Source organism: Paenibacillus sp. FSL R5-0914, assembly GCF_038004525.1.
Taxonomy (GTDB): Bacteria; Bacillota; Bacilli; order Paenibacillales; family Paenibacillaceae; genus Paenibacillus_AQ.
The window spans coordinates 408,317-428,925 of record NZ_JBBORH010000002.1 but is presented as its reverse complement, the minus strand read 5'-3'; the positions used below and the strand labels follow the sequence as shown (position 1 = coordinate 428,925).

The window sequence follows — 20,609 nt, the reverse complement described above, 5'->3', positions numbered from 1 at the left end:
CATTCAATTACAAGGTTATACATTATTATATTGTGAATCAACAATGATAGATTGGACTTAATTGCTGATGATAATATACATTTAAATGATACTTTGCTAGATCATATAAACCTAGATGCTCTGTATCATCATCTAATTTCCAACCATTGACAAACTCACTCATCAGAATTACAATTACCAAAATATCATGAACAACGCTGACGAAGGGTAAGTAGACAATCGAACATGGACTTCAGAGAGCCGGTGGCTGCTGCGAACCGGTGTCCAGCGCTTGATCGAATGGCCTTTAGAGTTGCTCTTCCGAACCATCTTAGCTGATGTTGTAGGGAAAGCCGGGTTTCCCGCCGTTATCAAGGGACCTGTATCGAGATTGTCTCAGACCTTCTCCGTACCGGTAAGAGAAGATCGTAATACTAACGAAACCTGGTTGCGCGATCATTTAAGGTGGTACCACGACAACTTCGTCCTTATTGGATGAGGTTTTTTTGTCATTTAAAGGAGGTGATGGCCATGGATGATGGCTGGTGGTGGCGACTCAATGTTAGTCAGAAGCAACAAAACAGGAGGAATTCAAATGATAAAAAAACGTGTATTAACTGGAGATCGAGTGACTGGAAAGCTGCACCTTGGCCATTACGTGGGCAGTTTACAGAACCGAGTGGCTCTACAGGAGCAATATGATACTTTTGTATTTCTAGCAGATATTCAAGCCCTAACGACTCACTTTGATCGGCCTCAACACCTTGGTCAAAACTTGAATGAAATCACACTGGACTATTTATCGGCGGGTATAAATCCAGATAAAGCAACCCTATTTATTCAATCTATGGTTCCTGAGATCGCTGAGCTGACCGTCCTATTCTCCATGTTTGTTACTGTGAATTCTTTACGGCATAATCCCACGATTAAAGCCGAATCGAAAAATTCCAGCTTAGATGAATTGTATTATGGTTTTCTAGGTTATCCAGTTAGCCAGGCTGCGGATATAACCTTTTGTAAAGCGACGATTATTCCTGTAGGAGAAGACCAGCTTCCCCATCTGGAGTTGACCCGCAAAATCGTACGTAGATTCAACGAACTGTACAGCCCTATCCTTGTAGAGCCCAGAGCGCTTATCAGCGAGACGCCAAGACTAGTAGGAACAGACGGCAACGCTAAAATGAGTAAAAGCCTAGGCAATGCTATCGAGCTGGACTCTACGAAAGAAGAGATCACCTTCAAGATCCGTAAAGCCACAACCGATCCAGCCCGTGTTCATAAAAATGATCCTGGGCATCCAGATATTTGTCCCATTTATGCTTATCATCGTGCAGTTCGTTCACATGGCGCCCCAGAAATTCACGATAGCTGTGAAAGTGGCAGTATAAGCTGTTCTGCTTGTAAGCAGCTTATCTCGACAGCTCTAGACCTGCTAATTGAACCAATGCGTGAGCGTCGCTCCTATTATGCTGCCAGACCCAAGGTTGTTGAGGATATCTTATTATCCGGAACTAAGCGTGCCCGCGATATTGCTCAAGAAACGATGTCCGAAGTACGCGAGGCTATGGGCCTTAATTATTTTTCAAATAAAACTGATCTCTAAGGGCAATAAAAAAACGCCGGACTCTCTATTGAAGAGAGCTCTGGCGTTTTTTTAGAAACAATTATTGACTCTTCATCATCCAGCGTCACATTGGACAGCGGCTCTTAGAGGAAAAAAGAAGAAATTGTCGAATCATTCATTTAAATCATAGTAGAAAGAAGAATGGACATGAATACATTTTATTCACAGCTTGGACGTGTGCTTGAAGAGAGAACTCCGTTCCACCAAGAAGGTTACTATCTTTTATATGATGGAAACAGAGCAAAATTTAGTCCCACTAAACCTATTCATATTGAAATTGTTACAGCTGAAAGCTTTGTAAATACCCTCGTTAAGAACAGTAAAGCAGTCATTTCTTCTTTCGCGAGTGGACCTGACAATAAAGATGTCTATGTTTTTAATCTTCAAGCTGATGAGTTTTATAACATCAACATTTATCTAAATACCCTTGAAGGTTTCCAGCGGGCTTTGGAGAGAAATCCAATGGATCGAGATGAACGTTCAATAAACTGGTTGAAATATAATCAGGGGGATTTTCGGTACCACTTATGGCTTGAAGACGATAAGATCGTGAATTTTTTTACCCAACTAGCAGATCTGACAACTTATCCAGAAGAAGATTTTCTCTTTAACACGGAGGATCAACCTATCATCGCCTTTGAAGCAGGGATTATTAAAATGGGGTATTATCTGCTGACGCTAAGAGCAATGCAGCGTTTGATCACTGAGGGTGAGCTTGAGTCATTAAATACAACTGAAGACTTTATTGCCTTTGCCTCCACAGGGAACAATGACGTAGATTACAGTATTGTGATGCCAAAAACCATCGAACCTGCTTTATTCGCAAAGATTTTCCCATTTGATCATGCAAAAGATTTAAAATTTCGAGAGCTGATGTTGCAGAATCAACATTTCTCAGTCACAGAATATTTAGATTATTGGTCCGACGCAGTTCTTAGTAGCTACAGTGAAACGATTCCATATATTTACGGGAAGTCTGACCTAGAAGTGTTCATACAAATGGAGCATCTTGGAAATGCACTGGCTCAGGAATGCATCCAACGTTTAAATCCCTTAATAGATTTGGAGATCATTGAAATTGAGAATTATTACTTCATTTATTACTATATTGAAGCGCTGCATTTTGCAGGACCGCTAACAAAGCAACAACTTGATGATTGTAAGCAGCTAGCAAACCGAATGAATGAAAGAGGCGAAGATCTGGAAGACGCTTTGCGCGAAATAAACGCTGTAATAAATTTATAAATATTCTCAAAAGAAAAGGCCGTAACCCTCCCCCCAAGGGATCATTACGGCCTTATTTTCACTTACAGCACCCAATTCCCTTTACGGAATACCGGTTCAATTGTACCATCTGCCAATTCTCCGTCAATATCCAGCTCAGCTGAACCAATCATAAAATCGACATGCGTTAAGCTGACATTAGCACCTCGTGCGACAAGCTCTTCATTCGTAAGCTTTGTGCCGCCTTCAATATTGACAGGATAAGCACTTCCCAACGCGAAATGGCAGGAGGCATTCTCATCAATCCCTGTATTGTAGAAAATTCGGTTCAAGCGAGAGATTGGAGAATCATGCTGCACTAAAGCCACTTCTCCTAAATAGGATGCACCTTCATCGGTTGCCAGCAGCGAAGTCAAATGCTCACGTCCGGATTCAGCTTCATATGCTACTACTTTTCCATCTTTAAAAGTGAAGGAAAGGCCTTCTACCAAACGTCCGTTCAGATTCAAAGGAAGTGTGCTTTTAACTGTACCATTCACACCTGTACGATGTGGCATGGAATAGATCTCCTCCGTTGGCATATTAGCCACGAAATACACGCCTTTATCATTCTCTCCGCCGCCTCCACGCCAAAGATGTCCTTCTGGAAGCTCCACATGCAGATCCGTTCCCGGAGCGCGGTAATGCAGGCTTTTATAACGCTTAGCGTTCATTCTATCCTGACTTTCTTTCAATTGACCGATATGCTCTCTCCATGCGGCAACCGGATCCTCGCTACCTACACGATTCATCTGGAAAACGGCTTCCCACATAGCCTCTACTCGCTCTTCCTCTGGAAGATCAGCAAACACCTTGTTCGCCCAAGCACGCGTTGGAGCCTTGACGAGAGACCAGCTAATTTTGCTATTACGAGTATATTTAGAGTAGTTTTTGCGAGCAACAGCTGCCGCCTTAACTGCTCTTGATACTTTGGAAGAATCAATACCATTGAACAGTTCCGGATCTGGTACTTTAATATGTAAGATGGCGCCGTTCTCTTCCGCAAACTTCTCCATCATTTCTGCTTGCCACTGTGGATAGTAATCGAAGGAATCTTCTGGGGCTTTTTCGTAACGAATACGTGTAGTCGCCTCATCGTCCCAATCAACAATTACATATTTAGCACCTGCTTCATAGGCTTTACCTACAATCAAGCGAGTAAGCTCTTCCGTTTCAATAGGTGCATGCACCATTAAAACTTGTCCAGGTTGTAGATTTACCCCTACTTTTACAACCAGGTTCGCATATTTCTCTAACATGACATCAAAATCTTTCATGAATTCTCTTCCTCCATCTCTATGGTTGCTTTACTGTCGCACCAAAGCACCGGAGCTCCATAACAGCAGACGGTCAGCTTCACTTCTTATTTTAACGCAAAATGCTAAGAGTTGCGATTCGATATAATAAAGCGGCCCCCATGAAAGGAACCGCTCACGTAAATCCTTATTTTTTATCCACTTGCAGTAACGTTACCGTCTTTAAAGAATAGGTATGCATTATCTTGTCCTCAGAGATTACGTTAAGCTTGGTCAAACTTGCTATCTTCGCGGGATCTGATTTGGAAAGCATACGCCACACTTCAGGGTCTGATAAGGTTTCATATAACTTGAGATCATCATATTCTTTGCGATTTTGCATCACTAGCTTCACTTTGTAGCTTCCAATCTCAGTCTCGGTGGCCCCCTGCTCACTACAATAGCTAAGAATATCCTGCCGAAGCTCTGCCAATTCTTTTTCAATTTCCTTTTGCTTTTGCTTCAGTCGATAATACTGCTGTACCTTTTTCTCCATCACTTCACGCTCCTCTATAGACATATGTATGCCGGAAGCGCTAAATAAATAAGTTGAGTTCCCTATCATAAAATTTTATAATGAGCCGGGAACGCTAGTTTGCAGCAGACTACTTATTCCTCAAAAAACAATGATTCGGCAGGTGACTTATGTTTCATTCTTACTTTTTCCCAATTTCTTATGCCTTTATGATGTTTCCTATAGCGGCATTGATCTTCACACTCCCTTTTCTAATCGTTCAATACCGTAGACACGGCTACATCCATAAGCTTAGAGCTTTAATCCTATACTTACTGCTGCTTTATCTGATGAACGCTTATTTTCTCGTTTTGCTTCCGATGCCATCCTCAAGACATAATATGGCGCCTTCGGGAAGTATGATGCAGCTCGTCCCTCTTCAATTCATACAAGATATTATAGATGGCTCTAAGATCATACCTGATCAGATTTCAACGTATTGGTCGTTACTGCGTGAGCCTGCTTTTTTACAGGTGATATTTAACATCGCTTTGACCGTGCCGTTTGGATTGTTTCTGGGTTACTATTTTCGAACGCGCTGGGGAATGTGTATTCTCTTGTCTTTCATACTTTCGTTATCTTTTGAGGTCACACAGGTTACAGGCATCTACGGCTTTTTTGATCATCCCTACCGTCTATTTGATGTCGATGATCTTATTACCAACACGCTGGGAGGGATCTTTGGTTTCCGAATTGCTATCTGGATAAACGGGTTACTGCCACAAATAGAACAACTGGATACGAATATCGACCGTTCTGCCAAAAGAGTCTCCTATACCCGCAGAGGGATTGCTTTTTTCATCGATAGTATGGTGTGGATCATCGGGTTTGGTGTACTTTATGGATTCGATATAAAAAGTGCTTTCTGGATTGTAACAGGGATTTACTTCATCCTGATTCCAGCTTTCACTGGTGGGCGGACCTTAGGCAAATGGATTGTACGTATTCGGGTGACGAGCAAAGGTAATCGAGCTTCTTTCTGGGCGCTTATGATCCGATATGGTCTGCTATATTGGATATTACTTGGACTTCACGCGCTTGTTATCGATTCTGATGTGACAGGGCTTCTATCTTCACCATTGAGAACGGTCGCTTACCTCATTGTTCTACTGGTCGATTTAGTTTTCTTTATTCATTTAATCATTAAGGTATTCAAAAAAGATGACCAGCTAATCTATGAGAAATTAAGCCGAACCTCGCATGTTATTTCATGGCCTGAGAAAAGATTGCATACCGATGCCTCCAACAGCAGCTCTTTAGAGGATTAAAAATCTTCATTTTATATAGTATTTATACAATGGAATTTATTATAAAATAGGAAGGCAAGGATTCTCAAAATTTAGGAGATGAATGAATGGAAACTACAAGTAGCTTGCAGTTGTCTAGAAGTCTTCCAGAAGAGCAGGGCATATCATCAGCCGCAATATCCAGCTTTATTGATGCAGTAGAGACGCAAAGCTTAGGTCTGCATAGCTTCATGCTCCTTAGGCATGGGTATGTGGTCTCTGAAGGCTGGTGGTCTCCTTATAAGTCCGATCTTCCACATATGCTATTTTCCCTTAGCAAAAGCTTCACCTCAACGGCAATCGGGATTGCGGTCACAGAAAAGCTAATCACACTCGACAATTCAGTCATCTCCTTCTTCCCTGAAGAGGCTCCTGCGACTATCACTGACAATCTATCCAACATGACAATCAGACATCTATTGATCATGGGTACCGGGCATGTCGTGGATACTATGGACACACTTCATAAAAGTGCAGACGGGAATTGGGTTAAAGCTTTCTTCTCAGTCCCAGTGGAGAAACAACCAGGTACACATTTCCTATATAATACCGGCGCCTCTTACATGCTGTCCGCGATCCTTCAACGAGTTACTGGCCAAACACTGCTAGAATATCTAGAACCGCGTCTGTTCGCTCCGCTCGGTATTCACGGAGCAACTTGGCAGTCTTGTCCACGTGGAATTAACACGGGGGGATTTGGCTTAAGCATTACCACAGAGGATATCGCTAAATTCGGCCAGCTTTACTTACAAAAAGGGATCTGGAATAATCAACGAATCCTGCCTGAACAGTGGATTAATGAGGCAACTTCCAAACACATTTCCAATGGCGAAGGCGATCATGACTGGGCGCTCGGATATGGTTATCAATTCTGGAGATGCCAACACGGAGCCTACCGCGCCGATGGCGCATTCGGACAACTCTGCGTTGTTCTTCCCGATCAGGATGCGGTAATTGCTATTACTGCCGCTTCAAATAGTATTCAAGGTATTTTGAATGCAGTGTGGGAGCATTTATTACCCAATATGAAAGATGTCCCTCTTCTGGAAGAACAAGCATTAGCAGCCAAATTGGCAGACCAATTAAAAAACTTATCGATAGACCCTCCACAATTGCAGCGGTCATCTTTTCAAGAAAATCAATTGAATGGTATAACCTATACACTCGATGACAACCAATTTTCACTAGCTACTATCTCTATCTCTTTCAACAATGATGAAGCTGAAGTTACTTTAATAACTAAACTTGGTGAAAAGAATGTCATTCGATTAGGCCGAGGACAATGGCTCGAAAGCTTTGCACTCATCCTGGAGCCTTTCATGAACCGGATTATGTCCAGCTTTACTTGGACTGCAGAAGATCAACTTAAATTGTCCTTGCTATTTGTTGAAATGCCTTTCTTAATTACACTTGATATTAATATTCTAGAGAACATGCTTATCCTTAAGCAGCGGATTAATGTGAATATGGGACCGCTTGAATTCGATGATATAATCGGAAGAATACAATAGGTATAGTTAATAAAAGAAAGGCCGCTTCGTCCTATGCAGGAACTTAGCGGCCTTATATCACTTTTTTTATTCCGAAAAATCAGCTAGCTTCAACATGACTGGGCAATGATCACTACCCATGATCTGACAATCAATTTGGGCATCAATTACATTAGGTGCAAGTCTAGAAGAAGCTAAGAAATAATCAATTCGCCAGCCCACATTCCGCTCTCTCACCTTCGGCATATAAGACCACCATGAATACACTCCCTCAAGCTCCGGGTGAAGATATCTGAACGTATCTATGAAGCCCGACTCAAGCAGTGTACTCATTTTCCCTCTCTCTTCATCCGTAAAACCGGAGTTCCCACGGTTAGCCTTTGCATTCTTGATATCAATATCTTCATGGGCAACATTTAGGTCTCCACAGACAACAACTGGTTTACGCTTATCCAGTTCTAAGAGATAATTACGGAAACGGTCCTCCCATTCCATTCTATATGCCAATCGAGACAGATCTCGTTTGGCATTAGGCGTATAGACGTTGACCAGATAAAAATGTTCGAACTCTAATGTAATGATCCGGCCTTCTGCTTCTTCATCTTCTTCCATCCCATATCTCGCAGAGATCGGCTTGATTTTAGAGAATATTGCCGTACCGGAATAGCCCTTCTTCACTGCGTAATTCCAATATTGATCGTATTCTTCGCCATGCTCCAGTGTAATTTGCCCTTCCTGAAGCTTTGTTTCTTGAACACAGAAGATATCCGCATCTACTTCTTTGAAATAGTCATTAAACCCTTTTTTGACACATGCCCGAAGGCCATTAACATTCCATGATACCAGCTTTATCATCGGCTTTTCTCCTTGCATTTTGCTTTAGTTATACTATTACTGCGGTTATTATATCACTATAGTGAGCTGACGGGATATGTATAGCAGCAAAAGCCGCACCTCTCTCCATTGCGGAGAATTGGTGCAGCTTTTGGTTAATTCATACGCTAGCTAACTTATAGACCAATTGCTGTAGCTGTGAATGTAATAGGGCCTTTTATTTGAATTACACTTCCAGCATTATTACTATTAGCAAATAGAACACCCAGTGTATAAATTTGAGTTCCCGGCAGTCCACCATCCACAGCAAGCACGTTTACAATCTGAAGGTTGTTACCAGGTTCGAAGAATCGATTGAGCGGGCTACTGTATACTTTTGTAGCACCTCTGTAAATATCTACGCGAATATCATCTGTAAATGAAAAACTATCAACACCGAAACTCGCTTTTAGCTCAACTCTCGAACGATAAGTTGCAGGATTAGCCGGATCAAGAAATACAGAGGTAGTAGTTATTCCTTGACCAACACCAACCGCCAATACTGGACCATCAACAGTTAAAAACGTAGAACCATAATCAATAATTGACGCCATTCTTAACACTTCCTTTCAAGGTTATACAACATTCTATGAAAATGAACTGAACCTTGAATGGATATATCATATGGGAGAATAGTATATTTTTATCATAGATTTATATCCTAATCATTCAACATCCGTGATACAATAACCAAATTGACACTATACAAATATCATTAAATACGTGAGGTAAAGAGACTTATGAATGCACCAACACTATTACGAGGGTTTAACTTTTTGTATTTTGCGTTGCTGGCTATGTTTATTCCTTTTCTGCCAGTCTATTTAGGGGAGCAGGGTCTTAACCCGGCGCAAATTGGATTCATTATTGGTACTGGAGGGTTTGTTACCATTATTGCTCAACCCTTATGGGGGATGATCAGTGACAAAACAAGAACGATCCGCAAAGTGCTGTTAATTCTGTTGTTATGCTCTGCGGTGACGGGATACTTTTTATTCGATTCTAGCAGCTACGTGCGACTTATTCTTTTTGCGATGCTGCTCTATTTCTTCTTAATGCCTATCGATCCGCTAGCTGAAAGCCTGAATTTCCGGATCTCTGAGGCAGCTGGAATTAGTTATGGTTCGATACGTACATACGGTGCTTTAGGGTACGGTGTTATGGCCTTACTCACAGGTTATGTGATGAGTTATTTCGGTTCACAAGGGATGGCCTTGCTGTTCGTCGCGATTAGTCTTACAAGCTTCGTAGTCAGCTGGTTCATGCCAGATGCTCCTGTGACCGGTAAACCGGTCACACTTGACAGCCTGAAGCATTTTCTTAGCAACAAAGAAACACTGCTATTTCTAGTGCTCATCTTTATTAGCTCCGTTCCCGCACGAATGAACGATACCTTCCTTGGAGTTTATATTCGCGAGCTTGGTGGCAGTCCTGAATTAGTTGGTCAATCGTTCTTTATCGCCGCAATGAGTGAAATTATTGTGTTCGCCTTAAGCTTTTGGTGGCTGCGCAAAGGAAAAGAGCTAATCATTATTTCGATTTCTGGAGCCTTTTATTTTCTTCGATTCTTTATTTCGGCCTGGATTTTGGATCCGCATTTATTAGCTTATCTACAGATTCTACAAATCCTTACCTTCCCGGTATTCTACTCTGCAGCTATTCAGTATCTATATAGTATTGTACCTGTGGAATGGCGTGCTACGGGTCAAACTGTGTTGGCGCTACTGTTCTTCGGTGTATCAGGAATTCTCGCCTCTTATGCAGGTGGAGCATTATATGAAGCCTTTGGAGGTAAGGTCCTTTATTTAACAATTTCCGTGATGTCATTTATCGGTATGCTGTTCGGATTGATATTGTACAGAATCTATGGAAGTAAACACGCTAATAAAAAGAATATAGCCACTCATTAATCTTCCAGCATTCAATAGTCTTACACTTCAAATTCATGCACTGTTGTTCGCAGCACTCTAGTTGATAATTCAGCTAGAGATGCTTTTCTATGAACTTCTACCTAAGTCATTCTTTATGCTGCTCCATAAGCTGCTTCAGTTTGATTTCAGTATTTGAATCCGCGGCAGGCGTATAAATACTACAACGTAAATCTGTGCTGCCTTGAACCTGTAGTGAGGTTAAATGAAATAACATTTTCCCTGCTTTGGCATGTCTGAATTCCAATAGCACATCTGGAGCAGAGCTTACACGACTTTGTTCCCACATTTCATTAAACGCTGGATGCAGTCCCTTTAATTCCTCAATAAATTCATCGTACCAACGATCCTCTACATATTGTCCGTAATAAGCTCTGAAGATGGATAGATAACCACTTACGAATTGTTCCCAATTTACAGCTAAACGTCTGAACTCCTTACGAACAAATAACAAACGAATCATGTTTCTCTCCTCGATGGGCAACTTAGAGAAATCTAGAAACACATGTGCTGCAGCCTCATTCCAACCTACAATCCCGCAACGTCGGTCTGAAATAATCGTAGGACAAGTCTTAAGCTCCTGTAAAATTTTCTGTAGAGAAGGACTAATTACTGAGGATTCCTCTTGCAGAAATAGAACGTTCCCTGTTCCAGTCTCTAGTGCTAGTGCAAAAAGATATTTCCGCTCATCATTAGTTAGCTTTAGGGCAGTCGCAATACAGTCCAGAACAGACGAAGATACTTTAATAGCCCTGCCCTGTTCTAGCCACGTATACCAGGTACTGCTTACCCCCGCTAACTGTGCAACCTCTTCCCTGCGAAGTCCAGGCGTTCTCCTACGTGTGCCTTCTGGCAGTCCAACAGAGCTGGGTGAGATCGCAGCACGGCGTGCTTTTAAGAAATCTGATAATGCCTGCAATCTCGTCTGATTAGCCACGCTTCCTCTCCTCTCTGTTACATTCTTTAGTATAGTACAAATTATACTATGATAAACGATAACTTGTAATAGGATAAAATAAGTGGAAAAATACCTATATACACTTCTTGAGGAGGTTCATTATGGAACGCGTAGTTATTACAGGTATGGGCTTAATCTCGCCCCTTGGAAATACAATAGAACAATTCTGGGATCGTCTAGTTTCTGGTGAGTCGGGTATTTCCCCAATCACTTCATTTGATACCTCTAACTTTAAGACAAAGATCGCGGGAGTCGTGCATGATTTCGATGCGGAGGCCAGATTTGGCCGTAAAGAAGCACGCAGAATGGATAGATTTAGTCAGTTCGCCCTGGCAGCCGCTGAAGATGCCTGGACACATTCCGGTCTACAGCTTGATAAGATTGACAAGGAACGTCTCGGGGTTTATGTAGGATCAGGCGTTGGTGGAATTCAAACCTTGATGGAACAAGGGAATGTGCTAAAGGGCCGCGGACCAGATCGGGTCAGCCCCACTTTAATTCCCATGATGATCTCTAATATGGCTGCGGCGATGATCAGCATTAAATTAGGAGCTTTAGGTCCTACAATGTCTCCAGTAACTGCCTGCTCTATTGGAAATACGGCAATCGGTGAAGCCTTCCGGTTGATCCGTTATGGAGGTGCCGACATCGTAATTGCTGGTGGATCAGAAGCAGCCATTACTGAAATCTCTTTAGCCAGTTTCGGCAATGCCACCTCCTTATCCACTCGAAATGAGGAGCCGATTAAGGCGAGTCGGCCTTTTGACGGGGAACGTGACGGATTTGTTATCGGTGAAGGTGGCGGAATAGTTATTCTGGAATCACTTTCTCATGCGCAGCGTAGAAACGCCAAGATTCATGGAGAGGTTATCGGTTATGGTGCCAGCTCTGATGCCTATCATATGGTCGCCACCCATCCAGAAGGAATTGGTGCTTATCAAGCGATGAAGCTGGCACTGAATGAAGCTAATCTCCAGCCCGAAGAGGTGGATGTAATTAGTGCTCATGCCACGAGTACAGTAGTAGGTGACCGCTCCGAGACCCTTGCGATAAAGAAGTTATTCGGTGATCAAGCCTACCAGATTCCCGTAACCGCTAATAAGTCCATGACTGGACACGCCTTAGGGGCGGCCGGTGGCCTAGAAGCCATTGCCCTAATTAAGAGCATTCAAGAAGGTATCATCCCCCCTACCATTAATCAGGAGGTCAAAGATTCCATCTGTGATCTGGATTATGTCCCGAACATTGCGCGAAAATCTGATCTTACTATAGGCATGTCTAATTCCTTTGGTTTCGGTGGGCATAATGCTGTCATTGTGATTCGAAAGTTTGAAGATTGACCACTCATCCATAAAACGGGGTTCCAGCTTAGTCATTTTCAGGACTAATTGGAACCCCGTTTCTACTGCCAATTTCAAAAAAATCTATTATTCCATCTTTGATACGTGGCTCCCCCAGATAGAGATACCTTCCTTGGAAACCGCAGTAAACGTCATAACGTTTCTAGCTGTTGCTTCATTCCACTCTTTCAGGAACACCCCATTATAAGTAGAACCGTCAATGGTAAGCTCAGCAGTATGATCATCAATAAGCTTCCATTTCCCTTTTACTGCTCCTTTAATCTTACCGCTTTTAGTGAATTCAATCAGCTCCGACTGCACGATATCAGCCGTAATGTCTTTGTTATGGTTAACATATTTATATTCGCCTGAAATTTGCTCTTTTGTGTATTTCTCTATGCTCTCTCCGCCATAGCGGTGCGGGGCTACAACCGGCCAACCCTCACTGTTCATAAACATCTGATGAACTCTTACCTCATGCTTTTCTCCACGATTCGGGAACCGTGTATGGAAGATCAGATAATACTTGCCATTCTCTTCATCATAAAACGCTGAGTTATGACCTGGTGATACATATCCTTCTCCACTCACTGGCAGCTCGTCATCTGTATTCAAGAATTCGAAATTCCCCATTAGCTTCACTCCATAAGGAGCATATGCTGGATCATCGAACAATATGGATGGCGATCCTTGTGCATTAATCATATCTTGACCCTCAGAATCTTCGAAAGGTCCATCAGGCGCCTTTGAACGAGCTACACGGATGTTATATCCACCGTCTGCAGCCAAACCACCGTAGGATAGGAACAGATAGTAGTAATCCGTTTCCGGACTGTACAGCATATATGGAGCTTCTATCCGAGCATGGTTCGCACCCAGAAGCTTTTTGCCATAACCTTGATCTGGCAGCGGGAAGCCTGTATTAGCATCTAGTTCCATAATAAAAATACCACCGGAGTAAGAGCCATAGACCATCCACAGCTTCCCTTCTTTATCAAAGAACACATCCGGATCTACTACATTCGGCTTTTGAGTGGCATCATATATTTCTCCATCATCACCCTTGCCCATCATACCTGACTTCAGAATGATTCCTTTATTCTTATAAGGTCCCTCAATATTGTCCGACACAGCTATGCCGAGTGCAGACAACGGGGAATCCCCTTTACAAGCATTGTAATACATATAGTATTTGCCATCCGCCAATTGGATAACATCGGGTGCCCATAAGGTATCCGTCTGTGCCCATTTTAATGCTTCAGCAAACTCCTCTTTGACATTAGGAATGAGAACGTTTCCTTCCACCACCCCAGAGGACAGCTGAGTCCAAGACATCAGATTATTTGATTTAGCAGATGCTAAATGAGAGCCGAACACATAGTATTTGTTATCTGTCATAATGATCGACGGATCATGTACAGATACATTTTTGAAGACAGGCTGCGCAGAGTCAGCTACGTTATTTGTGTTGCTGGAACTAGCTGAATTGGCATTGCACGCGGTTACTGCTAATAATGAAACGCTGATCATTGTAGTCATAATTGCTTTTCTCATCGTTATACCCCCTATGTATGCCTTTTCATTTTGAAACGAAAACGAACAATAGTCAATCCTTTTATTTAATTAAGTTCGTATTAATTCATATTTATTTAAATAATAGTGAACATTCATACACATAAAAAAAACGCCAAGCCATCGAAATGGCCTGACGTTTCCTTTTATATTTTTCGTAAAATAATCTGTTTAATTAGCGCCTTCTTGTACCAAAACTGGCTCTGGATAAGCATTCTTAAGCACACGTTGTCTGTTCTTAACAACTGCCGGCGGTTCCACCTGAGGAGCCATCGGATGCATTAGCCAAGACTTCACCATATGGGTATCCGAAACCTTATACATTGGAGGCTCTTTCTCCATATCGATTTGCATAGCGTAAGTGGAACGTAGTGCGAAAGCATCGCCCTTAGGCGGTTTGATCAAATCTGGAGGAGTACCAGGAATTGCTGTTAGCAAAGATCCTTTGCTCTCTAGACTTGGCATGGAAGCTAGCAAGCCCCAAGTGTATGGGTGTCTTGGATCGTAGAAGATCTCTTCCGCTGTTCCCATTTCAACAATTTGTCCAGCATACATTACAGCTACACGATCTGCCATTCTTGCTACAACCCCGAGATCATGGGTGATAAAAATAATAGCCGTATCAATCTTCTTCTGCAATTCCTTCATCAAATCAAGGATTTGTGCTTGGATGGTTACGTCGAGCGCAGTAGTCGGCTCATCCGCAATCAGAAGCTTAGGGTTCGCAGCAAGTGCCATTGCAATAACAACACGTTGACGCATACCACCACTGAATTCATGTGGATATTGATTGAAGCGACGTTCTGGAGAAGGAATACCTACAAGATTGAGAAGCTCAATCCCACGTTTATTCGCATCAGCCTTAGAGATGTTCTCATGTTTAAGCAGCACTTCAGTAATTTGTCTGCCGACCTTCATCATTGGGTTCAGAGAGGTCATCGGATCTTGGAAGATCATACCGATCTCTTTACCGCGGATCTTCTGCATCTGCTTCTCTGTCTTGCCAATCAAATCTTGTCCATCGAATAGAATCTGTCCGCGTTTATATTCTCCTGGTGGTGTAGGAACTAGCTTCATAACCGCTTGTGAGGTTACACTTTTACCCGAACCTGACTCCCCAACAATCGCTAGAGTTTCACCTTTATCTACATGGAAGCTAACACCACGGATCGCTTGTACCTCTCCGCCGTGTGTTTTGAATGATATCGCTAAGTCTTTTACCTCTAAAAGGCGCTCCATCTTGTCACCCTCTCATTTCCTCGTCAATTATGATAATGATTCTCAGCATGTTGTAAGCAATAAGTATTATTTTATCTAGTTTTAAGGGTTCTAGTCAAGATTTTTCTGAAAAAAATACGGCTAACCTCACACTTTAGTACTAGATCTAATTATTGCGTGCTCAATAGTTGCGATAGCTCCTCTTTAAAATACGCAAATAGAGAATAAGGAAGAACTACTAGGTACTGCTAAATACAATAAATGGTATGGAAGGAATACTGCCATGATTCTAAAGCCCACTATCAAAATATACACGAATAATACAACCAAAGCAAAAGTTACATGGTCATGTACATCAGTAAGCAATGCTATTTGTGCATAAATGATCATGAAACAAACGTAGTATCGACAGCGGCTACAGCAAACTTACGGTATCAATATGTACACTCAGCCGTTCAAATATAAGAATTCTCCCCTACTGTTGCTCAGTCTCCCTATCTTTCATGTTGTAGTTGTGTCAAAAATGTGTTAATTCATGAACCGCTTCCAGCCCTCAAGCAGATTATCATGCGCCCACTCAAGGTGACCTTGGCTATCGTACTTACGCGAATAACACTCGATGAAGTAAATTAAGTCGATATATAAGTCGTAGAGTTTTTTACGGGCATGTTCGTTTGGGCTGTCGAAGCTATACCCGTAACCTCTGCAGAAATGCTCTGAATTCTCAATATAGCGAAAATAATATTCCATAAGTGGATCGCCCCAAAGTGCCCGTTCCCAATCAATCAATGCAACAATGCGGCCCTCTCGCACAAACACATTACCATCCCATAAATCCCAATGTATTAGACGAGGCTCAACGACTGCGTCCATAACATGTAAGTGACTTTTGATCTCTGCCTCAACAGTTTCTAACGGAATGGGCATTTCTACCTTTAAACGACGTGCATCTTCAAGCAGATTCATTATCAAATGCTTAAAAGTTTCCCGCCATGAAGTTCCTTTTACTGGTGTGGACGCACTAAATAATCCGAAACGCTCACCAGAAATTTCATTAATTAAACGGGAATAACGACCTAACTCTTCCTCAATACTTATTCTCTGCTGCGAGCTTAGCGCTTCCTTAATTTCATTATAGGGCTGGCCAACTATTTTCTCCATGAAAAAAAACTCACTTGAAATCATTTCTTTACTGTTATCATAAGCGTATACCTCAGGCACAGGTACTGTCCCTTTTGACTTCATCAGTCGCATCGCCGCAACCTCTACAGACATAATATCATGCTCGTAACTAAGGGTATCTGCTTCAGCTGACGGTGCTATCTTAAGAATCATGTCTCTTCCATTTGATAATAAAAGGTCATATGCTGCGTTAAAATAACCACCTGTCAGTTCAGTACTTCGCTGAATGCTCACATGGCTTCCAAAAGTAGCACCTACCAAATCATTCTGTTGCTCTGTCGTTAATTTTGTTTTAGTAAAGCTCTCCAAGATCTCACCACCATAATGAAATAAGTATCAAAGGATAAACAATCCTTCTCCATTTGATTGAAAATTGTTAAAATTAGAACAAACGAGTCTCATTAGCCTGCTTTTCATGAAAGAGAGGAAACGATTAACATGATTATTAAACCTAGAACACGCGGCTTTATCTGTACTACCGCACATCCGCAAGGTTGCGCTCGTCAAGTAGAGCGGCAAATCGAATATATCCAGACACAACCCGAGATCAAAGGACCACGCAAGGTGCTTGTCATTGGCGCCTCTACAGGATATGGCCTCGCCTCACGGATTACAGCCGCCTTTGGGGCTGGAGCCAGCACAGTAGGCGTCTACCGCCAGAGCAGCAGCAACGGAGCCCGTACAGCCTCTGCTGGATGGTACAATTCAGCAGCCTTTGAGGAACTTGCAGAGAAAGCAGGTCTTCAATCCTACAGCGTAACCGGTGATGCCTTCTCCAAAGAAACTAAGGATAGAACCATACAGCTGATTCGCAGTGAATTGGGACAAGTTGATCTAGTCATCTACAGCGTTGCTTCAGCCCGTCGAACAGATCCTGTGACGGGTGAAGTTTATAACTCCGTAATTAAACCTATAGGAGATACCTACACGAATAAAACCGTAAACTTTCATACGGGTGAAGTTAGTCAAATTTCTATTGAGCCTGCTACAGACAAAGAAATCGATGATACCATTCGAGTGATGGGTGGTGACGATTGGCAGCTTTGGATTGAAGCTCTTCATCAAGCCGGAGCTTTGGCCGATCATGCCACCACCATCGCATTCTCATATATCGGGCCGGAGATTACCCAGTCTGTATATCGTAAGGGAACGATTGGACGCGCAAAAGATCATCTAGAATTAACAGCACACACTCTTAACGATGAACTATCTAGTATAGACGGTCGAGCCTATGTAGCAGTTACGAAAGGACTGGTCACACAGTCTAGCTCAGCAATTCCTGTCGTCCCCCTGTACACTTCTGCGCTATACAAAGTCATGAAAGAGAAAGGACTTCATGAGGGTTGTATTGAGCAAACCTATCGGTTGTTTGCAGAACGTCTTTATGCGATCGAAGGGACTTCTGTGGACGAAGAAGGGCGTATCCGAATCGATGACTGGGAGATGTCCCCGGATGTACAGGATCAAGTAACTCAAATCTGGGATAAACTCACGACAGACAATATCTATGAATTGACAGATCTAGAAAGCTACAAACAGGAGTTTTTCCAGTTATTCGGATTTGAGACTGAGGGTGTAGATTATGAAGCTGAGACTGATCCAGACGTAACGATTACCAATCAGCGGTAAACAATACATTATGTTGCGGACTATCTTCTAGCAGATGTTAGTGGTTGCTCAAGTGCATACAAATCTTCTTCAATGGAAATCATCTTTTGCTCAATCACTTTACGGGCATCTGCCAGTGCCTGATTATAAATATAAGGTGAGAGTTCTTTGAGCATAAAATCAAGAAGATTCTCACTTGCTAATTGGCCAATTTCGCTAGACAGCTCCGTTTCAAAATAATCCTGAATGCTGGATGTAATTTGTAGTTTGTGTTCTCTCTGTATTTTTATCGGCTGCATGATCGTCCTCCAATTTGTATGGTTTAAAATTCAGATTATTAATACAGGAAAAATGACGTGCTTGCGCACGTCATTTCTTATATCTATACCCTTTAATCTAAACCCACCACATTTCTGCTAGTGGCTCCTCAATCAATACTTGTTGAAGATTACTTACAGCTTTGGAGAAGCCTTCTTCCACAGACATCAATCCATCTTCATGCTCAATACTGACCACATAATCATATCCTACCAAACGAAGAGCGCTCATAATATCAGCCCAAGTCTTAAGATCATGTCCAAAGCCAACCGAACGGAACTGCCATGCACGGTCAAGCATTTTGGTATAGGATTGCATATCAGTTAAGCCATGCATATTGACATTGACTGGATCAATAACTGTATCTTTAGCGTGGAAGTGATGGATTGCGCCTTGACGGCCTAAAATATGAATTGCCTGCACCGGATCAATTCCTTGCCACCACATATGGCTCGGATCAAGGTTAGCTCCAATTACTTCACCCGCAGCTTCTCTCAACCGCAGTAGAGTAGCAGGTGTGTGAACGGAGAATCCGCCGTGCAGCTCAAGACCAACCTTCACATCATGCTCTGCGGCAAAGGCTCCCCATTCAGTCCAGTAAGGAATCACTTTATTTTCCCATTGCCAATCCAGAATTTCTTGATAATCATTTGGCCATGGAGCTACCGGCCAGTTCGGATACTTGGCACCCTCATGATCACCTGGACAGCCAGAGAACGTATTAACGACTGGAACTCCTAGCTTCTGCGCCAATTTGACCGAGTTCACAAAGTCCTCATGATCCTTCTGGGCAAGCTCTTTTTGTGGGTGTAGGGGATTTCCGTGACAGCTCAATGCACTGATCGTCAATCCACGGGATTCCACAGCATGTTTGAATTCTTTCAATGCTGTCTCATTCTCGAGAAGCATCTTAGGATCACAATGGCTGTTACCAGGATTCCCTCCTGTACCAATCTCTACCGCCTTTAGTCCTTTGGACGCTACATAATCAAGAGCATCCTCCAGCTTGCGACCCCCAAACAAGACCATAAATACTCCAAGTTTCATTGTAAGTCACCTCTTTTGCAAATAGTTTACTTACCTTCACCATACATATCGAAGTCTTTTACTACTTGATTCTTCTCAGCAGATTCAAAAATAGCTTCAATCAAATTCTGAACACGCATTACTTCGGCATTCTTAACGATCGGCTCAGCTGTTCCCTCAATAACGGCTGCGAAATTGTCATAGAAGCTAGAGCCTAGCTCCGCAGGTTGAGGTAAAGCTTCTGTAATCGTAGCCCCTTCTGAAGGAGGCGCCATAGTTTTAGTTAATCCAACACCAGCACGTATAGGCTTAGGCTCGATCTTTTCACCTTCATTGTTTCTGGTTACTAAACGTCCAGTTAAAGACCAATCTTCGATAATACCCGTTCCTTCAATACCCTTCACATACCATCTAGGCAGCGTAATAAAGTTAGTTGTCCCAACCTCAACGATAGCTTTAATTCCATTCTCAAATTGCAGGATGGCCTCAAAGCCATCATCTACATCATTGCCTAGAATAAAGCTCAGACTGCTGCTCACACTGATGACTTTGCTATCGATCATAAATAAGAGCTGATCTAATAAATGAACGCCCCAATCTAGCAGCATTCCTCCACCTTGTGCCTTGACATGGCGCCAGTCTCCTGGAATACCATTCGCTCCGTGTACGCGAGATTCAAGCTGGAACAAAGAACCGATGGTCTCTTGATCATACATTTTTTTGATGGTTAAGAAATCCTCATCCCAACGTCTGTTCTGATGTACCATGAATACACGTCCTGCTGCATCCGCAGCATCCAGCATATCTTGAAGCTCTTCCTTGGACATAGCGACTGGCTTCTCACAAATAACATGTTTGCCAGCTTGTAGCGCACGTATAGCGATTTCTTTGTGTACATCGTTTGGTGTCGCAATAAGAACAATCTCAACTGCAGGATCTGCTAATACTTCTTCATAACTTTCATATACCTTGTAACCAGCATTGATGGAGTCCGCACGACGTGCTTCAAGCAAGTCGTATGTCCCTACCACTTCTAGGGAGTTAGTCTCCTTAATTAATTTCGCGTGATAACTTCCCATTCCACCAAAGCCAACGATGACTACGGAATGTATCTTTGAGCTCATGACTTCCACTC

18 protein-coding genes and 1 other annotated feature are annotated in these 20,609 nt (G+C 42.5%); of the genes, 7 read left to right on the top strand and 11 right to left on the bottom strand.

The window, feature by feature from the left end; translation table 11 throughout:
- The first annotated feature begins 188 nt into the window (after positions 1-188).
- Positions 189-472, top strand: a binding site (T-box leader).
- A 102-nt stretch (positions 473-574) separates the two neighbouring features.
- Both trpS and MKX60_RS18005 read left to right on the top strand, forming a co-directional pair.
- A complete protein-coding gene (gene trpS / locus MKX60_RS18010) occupies positions 575-1,582 on the top strand; it encodes a tryptophan--tRNA ligase (protein WP_076283361.1) in 1,008 nt (335 codons plus the stop codon).
- 168 nt (positions 1,583-1,750) lie between these two features.
- Positions 1,751-2,848: a DUF4303 domain-containing protein gene (locus MKX60_RS18005; RefSeq protein ID WP_076282839.1), complete on the top strand. Its 1,098-nt coding sequence runs from the start codon at positions 1,751-1,753 to the stop codon at positions 2,846-2,848.
- 62 nt (positions 2,849-2,910) lie between these two features.
- Here the strand turns inward: MKX60_RS18005 and MKX60_RS18000 are convergent, their stop codons facing one another.
- Both MKX60_RS18000 and MKX60_RS17995 read right to left on the bottom strand, forming a co-directional pair.
- Positions 2,911-4,143 (bottom strand): aminopeptidase, encoded by a 1,233-nt coding sequence (locus tag MKX60_RS18000; RefSeq protein WP_076282840.1) that lies wholly within the window; start codon positions 4,141-4,143, stop codon positions 2,911-2,913.
- A gap of 166 nt (positions 4,144-4,309) precedes the next feature.
- A complete protein-coding gene (locus MKX60_RS17995) occupies positions 4,310-4,657 on the bottom strand; it encodes a hypothetical protein (RefSeq protein ID WP_076282841.1) in 348 nt (115 codons plus the stop codon).
- Positions 4,658-4,806: 149 nt separating this feature from the next.
- Here MKX60_RS17995 and MKX60_RS17990 point away from each other — a divergent pair, with 149 nt between their 5' ends.
- Entirely contained in the window at positions 4,807-5,943 is a 1,137-nt protein-coding gene (locus tag MKX60_RS17990; protein ID WP_076282842.1) for a VanZ family protein, read from the top strand.
- Positions 5,944-6,029: 86 nt separating this feature from the next.
- A complete protein-coding gene (locus MKX60_RS17985) occupies positions 6,030-7,472 on the top strand; it encodes a serine hydrolase domain-containing protein (RefSeq protein WP_076282843.1) in 1,443 nt (480 codons plus the stop codon).
- A 66-nt stretch (positions 7,473-7,538) separates the two neighbouring features.
- Here MKX60_RS17985 and MKX60_RS17980 read toward each other — a convergent pair whose 3' ends face one another.
- Both MKX60_RS17980 and MKX60_RS17975 read right to left on the bottom strand, forming a co-directional pair.
- The gene (locus tag MKX60_RS17980; RefSeq protein WP_076283362.1) at positions 7,539-8,303 is read right to left on the bottom strand and encodes an exodeoxyribonuclease III; all 765 of its coding nucleotides are present in this window, start codon (positions 8,301-8,303) and stop codon (positions 7,539-7,541) included.
- 158 nt (positions 8,304-8,461) lie between these two features.
- Entirely contained in the window at positions 8,462-8,878 is a 417-nt protein-coding gene (locus tag MKX60_RS17975; RefSeq protein ID WP_076282844.1) for a hypothetical protein, read from the bottom strand.
- Between the two features lie 186 nt (positions 8,879-9,064).
- Here MKX60_RS17975 and MKX60_RS17970 point away from each other — a divergent pair, with 186 nt between their 5' ends.
- Complete coding sequence (locus MKX60_RS17970; protein ID WP_042187555.1) at positions 9,065-10,234, top strand: MFS transporter; 1,170 nt, start codon at positions 9,065-9,067, stop codon at positions 10,232-10,234.
- Positions 10,235-10,340: 106 nt separating this feature from the next.
- Here MKX60_RS17970 and MKX60_RS17965 read toward each other — a convergent pair whose 3' ends face one another.
- Positions 10,341-11,189 (bottom strand): helix-turn-helix transcriptional regulator, encoded by an 849-nt coding sequence (locus MKX60_RS17965; protein WP_076282845.1) that lies wholly within the window; start codon positions 11,187-11,189, stop codon positions 10,341-10,343.
- Between the two features lie 122 nt (positions 11,190-11,311).
- Here MKX60_RS17965 and fabF point away from each other — a divergent pair, with 122 nt between their 5' ends.
- Entirely contained in the window at positions 11,312-12,550 is a 1,239-nt protein-coding gene (fabF, locus tag MKX60_RS17960; RefSeq protein ID WP_042187551.1) for a beta-ketoacyl-ACP synthase II, read from the top strand.
- Between the two features lie 87 nt (positions 12,551-12,637).
- On the opposite strand, the gene MKX60_RS17955 is transcribed toward fabF, so the two are convergent.
- The 3 genes from MKX60_RS17955 to MKX60_RS17945 all read right to left on the bottom strand — a co-directional run bounded on the left by MKX60_RS17955 (position 12,638) and on the right by MKX60_RS17945 (position 16,831).
- Entirely contained in the window at positions 12,638-14,104 is a 1,467-nt protein-coding gene (locus MKX60_RS17955; protein ID WP_076282846.1) for a glycoside hydrolase family 43 protein, read from the bottom strand.
- Positions 14,105-14,293: 189 nt separating this feature from the next.
- Positions 14,294-15,361 (bottom strand): ABC transporter ATP-binding protein, encoded by a 1,068-nt coding sequence (locus MKX60_RS17950; RefSeq protein WP_076282847.1) that lies wholly within the window; start codon positions 15,359-15,361, stop codon positions 14,294-14,296.
- A 507-nt stretch (positions 15,362-15,868) separates the two neighbouring features.
- The gene (locus tag MKX60_RS17945) at positions 15,869-16,831 is read right to left on the bottom strand and encodes a phosphotransferase family protein (protein WP_341060585.1); all 963 of its coding nucleotides are present in this window, start codon (positions 16,829-16,831) and stop codon (positions 15,869-15,871) included.
- 129 nt (positions 16,832-16,960) lie between these two features.
- Here MKX60_RS17945 and fabV point away from each other — a divergent pair, with 129 nt between their 5' ends.
- Positions 16,961-18,151: an enoyl-ACP reductase FabV gene (gene fabV, locus MKX60_RS17940; protein WP_341054236.1), complete on the top strand. Its 1,191-nt coding sequence runs from the start codon at positions 16,961-16,963 to the stop codon at positions 18,149-18,151.
- Positions 18,152-18,171: 20 nt separating this feature from the next.
- Here the strand turns inward: fabV and MKX60_RS17935 are convergent, their stop codons facing one another.
- From MKX60_RS17935 to MKX60_RS17925, 3 genes are all read right to left on the bottom strand, one after another.
- The gene (locus MKX60_RS17935) at positions 18,172-18,429 is read right to left on the bottom strand and encodes a DUF2164 domain-containing protein (protein WP_341060583.1); all 258 of its coding nucleotides are present in this window, start codon (positions 18,427-18,429) and stop codon (positions 18,172-18,174) included.
- Positions 18,430-18,526: 97 nt separating this feature from the next.
- The gene (locus MKX60_RS17930) at positions 18,527-19,495 is read right to left on the bottom strand and encodes a sugar phosphate isomerase/epimerase family protein (RefSeq protein ID WP_042187542.1); all 969 of its coding nucleotides are present in this window, start codon (positions 19,493-19,495) and stop codon (positions 18,527-18,529) included.
- A gap of 26 nt (positions 19,496-19,521) precedes the next feature.
- Positions 19,522-20,598 carry a Gfo/Idh/MocA family protein gene (locus MKX60_RS17925; RefSeq protein ID WP_042187540.1) on the bottom strand — a complete coding sequence of 359 codons (1,077 nt, stop codon included), beginning with the start codon at positions 20,596-20,598 and terminating at the stop codon, positions 19,522-19,524.
- Positions 20,599-20,609: the final 11 nt, after the last annotated feature.

What these genes read in the sequence shown, in the direction of transcription:
- trpS (WP_076283361.1), top strand. Translation starts at nt 575, where the DNA reads ATGATAAAAAAACGTGTATTAACTGGAGATCGAGTGACTGGAAAGCTG.
- MKX60_RS18005 (WP_076282839.1), top strand. Translation starts at nt 1,751, where the DNA reads ATGAATACATTTTATTCACAGCTTGGACGTGTGCTTGAAGAGAGAACT.
- MKX60_RS18000 (WP_076282840.1), bottom strand. Translation starts at nt 4,143, where the DNA reads ATGAAAGATTTTGATGTCATGTTAGAGAAATATGCGAACCTGGTTGTA.
- MKX60_RS17995 (WP_076282841.1), bottom strand. Translation starts at nt 4,657, where the DNA reads ATGGAGAAAAAGGTACAGCAGTATTATCGACTGAAGCAAAAGCAAAAG.
- MKX60_RS17990 (WP_076282842.1), top strand. Translation starts at nt 4,807, where the DNA reads ATGTTTCATTCTTACTTTTTCCCAATTTCTTATGCCTTTATGATGTTT.
- MKX60_RS17985 (WP_076282843.1), top strand. Translation starts at nt 6,030, where the DNA reads ATGGAAACTACAAGTAGCTTGCAGTTGTCTAGAAGTCTTCCAGAAGAG.
- MKX60_RS17975 (WP_076282844.1), bottom strand. Translation starts at nt 8,878, where the DNA reads ATGGCGTCAATTATTGATTATGGTTCTACGTTTTTAACTGTTGATGGT.
- MKX60_RS17970 (WP_042187555.1), top strand. Translation starts at nt 9,065, where the DNA reads ATGAATGCACCAACACTATTACGAGGGTTTAACTTTTTGTATTTTGCG.
- fabF (WP_042187551.1), top strand. Translation starts at nt 11,312, where the DNA reads ATGGAACGCGTAGTTATTACAGGTATGGGCTTAATCTCGCCCCTTGGA.
- MKX60_RS17955 (WP_076282846.1), bottom strand. Translation starts at nt 14,104, where the DNA reads ATGAGAAAAGCAATTATGACTACAATGATCAGCGTTTCATTATTAGCA.
- MKX60_RS17950 (WP_076282847.1), bottom strand. Translation starts at nt 15,361, where the DNA reads ATGGAGCGCCTTTTAGAGGTAAAAGACTTAGCGATATCATTCAAAACA.
- fabV (WP_341054236.1), top strand. Translation starts at nt 16,961, where the DNA reads ATGATTATTAAACCTAGAACACGCGGCTTTATCTGTACTACCGCACAT.
- MKX60_RS17935 (WP_341060583.1), bottom strand. Translation starts at nt 18,429, where the DNA reads ATGCAGCCGATAAAAATACAGAGAGAACACAAACTACAAATTACATCC.
- MKX60_RS17930 (WP_042187542.1), bottom strand. Translation starts at nt 19,495, where the DNA reads ATGAAACTTGGAGTATTTATGGTCTTGTTTGGGGGTCGCAAGCTGGAG.
- MKX60_RS17925 (WP_042187540.1), bottom strand. Translation starts at nt 20,598, where the DNA reads ATGAGCTCAAAGATACATTCCGTAGTCATCGTTGGCTTTGGTGGAATG.